This is a genomic window from uncultured Cetobacterium sp. (genome assembly GCF_947039425.1).
Lineage (GTDB): Bacteria > Fusobacteriota > Fusobacteriia > Fusobacteriales > Fusobacteriaceae > Cetobacterium_A.
In genome coordinates, this window is the sequence record NZ_CAMQYW010000251.1 from 1 (window position 1) to 2,923 (window position 2,923).

The 2,923-nt window shown below is 26.4% G+C and carries 2 protein-coding genes and 1 pseudogene; all 3 read left to right on the forward strand.

The genetic code is table 11. From position 1 onward, the window contains the following. Positions 1 to 717 (forward strand): annotated as a pseudogene (locus tag Q0V09_RS09995) (hypothetical protein); the annotation flags it as partial. Between the two features lie 20 nt (positions 718 to 737). Beyond that, a complete protein-coding gene (locus Q0V09_RS10000; RefSeq protein ID WP_297489139.1) occupies positions 738 to 1,523 on the forward strand; it encodes a GTP pyrophosphokinase in 786 nt (261 codons plus the stop codon). A gap of 48 nt (positions 1,524 to 1,571) precedes the next feature. Further along, on the forward strand, positions 1,572 to 2,923 hold a 1,352-nt coding region (gene cls, locus Q0V09_RS10005; protein WP_297489137.1), incomplete at its 3' end, for a cardiolipin synthase.

Consider the following 2,923-nt stretch of genomic DNA (forward strand, 5'->3'; position numbering starts at 1 on the left):
TTACCTTTAGAAGTTTCAACAATAAGGAGTTTAGATAATTCTATTTTACTTAAAACATTTGGAATTACCGATATAAATATAAATGATATTCTTTTAAAAGGATGTCAAAGCAAAATAATAGAGATAAATGGAAGAAAATTTTATGAAATAAAAAATAGAGAGTTTAAAGTGGGCTTAGAAATTGAACTGAAAAAAGACGGAAGTTTTAAACCAATTTTAAATAATTATTACTATAAAATATATAAAAATAATAATTTAAAAAGATTTATATTTAATGTGAATTTATTAAAAAATATTTTTACAGGAAACACTATAGATTTAAAGGGAAGATTCTTAACTGGGAAAATATCTTTTGAAAATAGAATAGAAATAATGAAATTAAGTTTATTAGAAGAAGAGATTTTTAATTTACAAAAAATAGGAAAAGAAAAATTGTTGCAAGAGGAAAATTCTTTTTATTCTTTAGCTTTACTATTTTTAAAAGAACAAGAAAAAGATATGAGTACATGGATTAATATAAAACTTAGTAAGGTAGAAAACCTTAATATAGGAGATACTTTAATAATAAAAAACATTCATGAAATAAAAGGAAATGATTATGATTTACTAGAAATTATAGAGACATCTCCAATATCTAGTAAAGAGATTCAAGATGAAAAAATTATAGGGTATAAAAAAACTTGTAAAGTGAAAATAGAAAAGATACTTAAAAAATAAGTAAAGAGGTGCTAGTGCAAATGTTAGATGTTAAGATAAATAGGGAAGAATTTTTTAAAAGTTTTGGAATAACAGATGAATATTTTAAATCTACAGAACTAAATTGGGAAGAACTAATAAAGATTTATGAAGACTATACAGAACTTGTACCTTATTTAGAAAAAGAAGCAGAGCACATTTTGTCTAAATTAATTGATACAGAGGGAGTACACTCAGTAAGAAGAAGAGTGAAGAGACCAATTCACTTAATAGAAAAGATAATAAGAAAAGGCAAAAAATATTCTGAAAGAGGAATAACTGTAAACAATTATAAAGAGATCGTAACAGATTTAATAGGAATTAGAGTTCTTCATTTATTTAAAGATGATTGGAAATGTATTCATGGAGAGATCACAAAATTGTGGGATACAAAAGAAACTCCTCAAATTAATATAAGAAGAGGAGACTATAATATTCCAGATCTTAAAAACAACATTCAAGATTTAAATTGTGAAATAATTGTAAGGGATCATGGATATAGATCGATCCATTATTTAGTGGGAGTTCCAATTACAAAAAAAGATGAAGCTTTAGTTGAAATCCAAGTAAGAACAGTATTTGAAGAAGCATGGAGTGAGATAGATCATTTAATGAGATATCCTTACGATATAGATAATCCTGTAATAACTGAGTACTTAGCTATATTCAATAGAATAGTGGGAAGTGCTGATGAAATGGGAATGTTTATTAAAAAAATGAAAAAAGAATTTTCAAATGGAAAAGGAATGGATGATAACTGTAGAGAGTTAGATTTGAAATTCAAGTAAAAAGAAGAGTTTCGACTCTTCTTTTTTTTAAGAAAAAGAGGTGGTTTAGTGAGGGAAGTTTTTATTATTTTAAAGGATTACTTAGTTTTAATCAATATTATTTTTGCTTGTGTAGTTATTTTTTTAGAGAGAAAAAGACCAGTATTTACACTTTTTTGGATAACGATACTTTTATTAACATCATATTTTGGATTTATTATGTATCTATTTTTTGGTGTTAGTTTTAAAAAGAGAAGAGCTCTTGAAAAATACTATATAAAAAATAGGAAGGGATATTCTAAAAAAGAAAATGAAATGAATTTACCTAGTTTAAAAAAATGGGAAAGTTTAAGTAAGTATTTAGATAGTGTATTATTAGGAGAGATGACTCATAATAATCATTTTACATTTTTTAATGAACCAATAGATTTCTTTGTAAATTTAAAGCTATCTTTAATGGAGGCTGAAAGAAGTATTTATATGGAGTATTTTATTTTTGATGATGATGAAGTGGGAAAGCCAATATATGATATTCTTTTGGAAAAGGCAAAAAATGGGCTAGAGATTAAAATTATTGTAGATGGAGCAGGAACAAGAGGAGTTGGAAAAGAAAGAAGAGAGGAACTTTCAAAGGCAGGTATAAAGTTTGAAATATTTTTCCCATCATATTTTCCTTTTATAAAAATAGGAAATTTAAGAGCTAATTATAGAGATCATAGAAAAACAACTGTGATAGATAACAAGGTATGCTTCTCAGGAGGTCTAAATATAGGTAAGGACTATATTGGTAAAGGAAGACTGGGGAAGTGGCAAGACATTGGTTTTAAAATACGAGGAGAGGCTGTAACAGACTATTTACATGAGTTTGAAAGAAGCTGGAAGTTTTTACAAAAAGATAAAAATAAAATCTTTGAAAAACCAGTTTTAGAGTTGAAAAATTATAAGGCAACTCCCATTCAAATTGTAAGTTCTGGGCCTAATTATGAATATCATACAATAAAAGATACATTTTTGTCACTAATACTAAAAGCAGAGAGGTGTATATATATACAAACTCCATATTTTATACCTGATGAACCAATATTAGATGCTTTAAAAATGGCTTTAATGTCAGGAGTAGAAGTTAAGATTAATATTCCGTCAGTAGGAGATCATGCATTTGTATATTGGGCAAATCAAAACTTTTATGGAGAGTTAATAGAAAAAGGAGCTCAAGTTTATAAATATAATGAAGGGTTTATTCATAGTAAAATGGTTCTTGTAGATGGAGAGATTGGGTTTTTAGGAACAGCGAACTTTGATTATAGAAGTATGTATCAAAATTTTGAAATGAGTATCTTAATTTTAGGAGAAAGTTTAGAAGTTTTAGAAGATAGATTTAAAAAAGATATTAAAGACTCTACACAAGTTAGTGTAGAGGA

Coding starts and splice junctions, on each gene's coding strand:
- Q0V09_RS10000 (WP_297489139.1), top strand. CDS start 738: ATGTTAGATGTTAAGATAAATAGGGAAGAATTTTTTAAAAGTTTTGGA.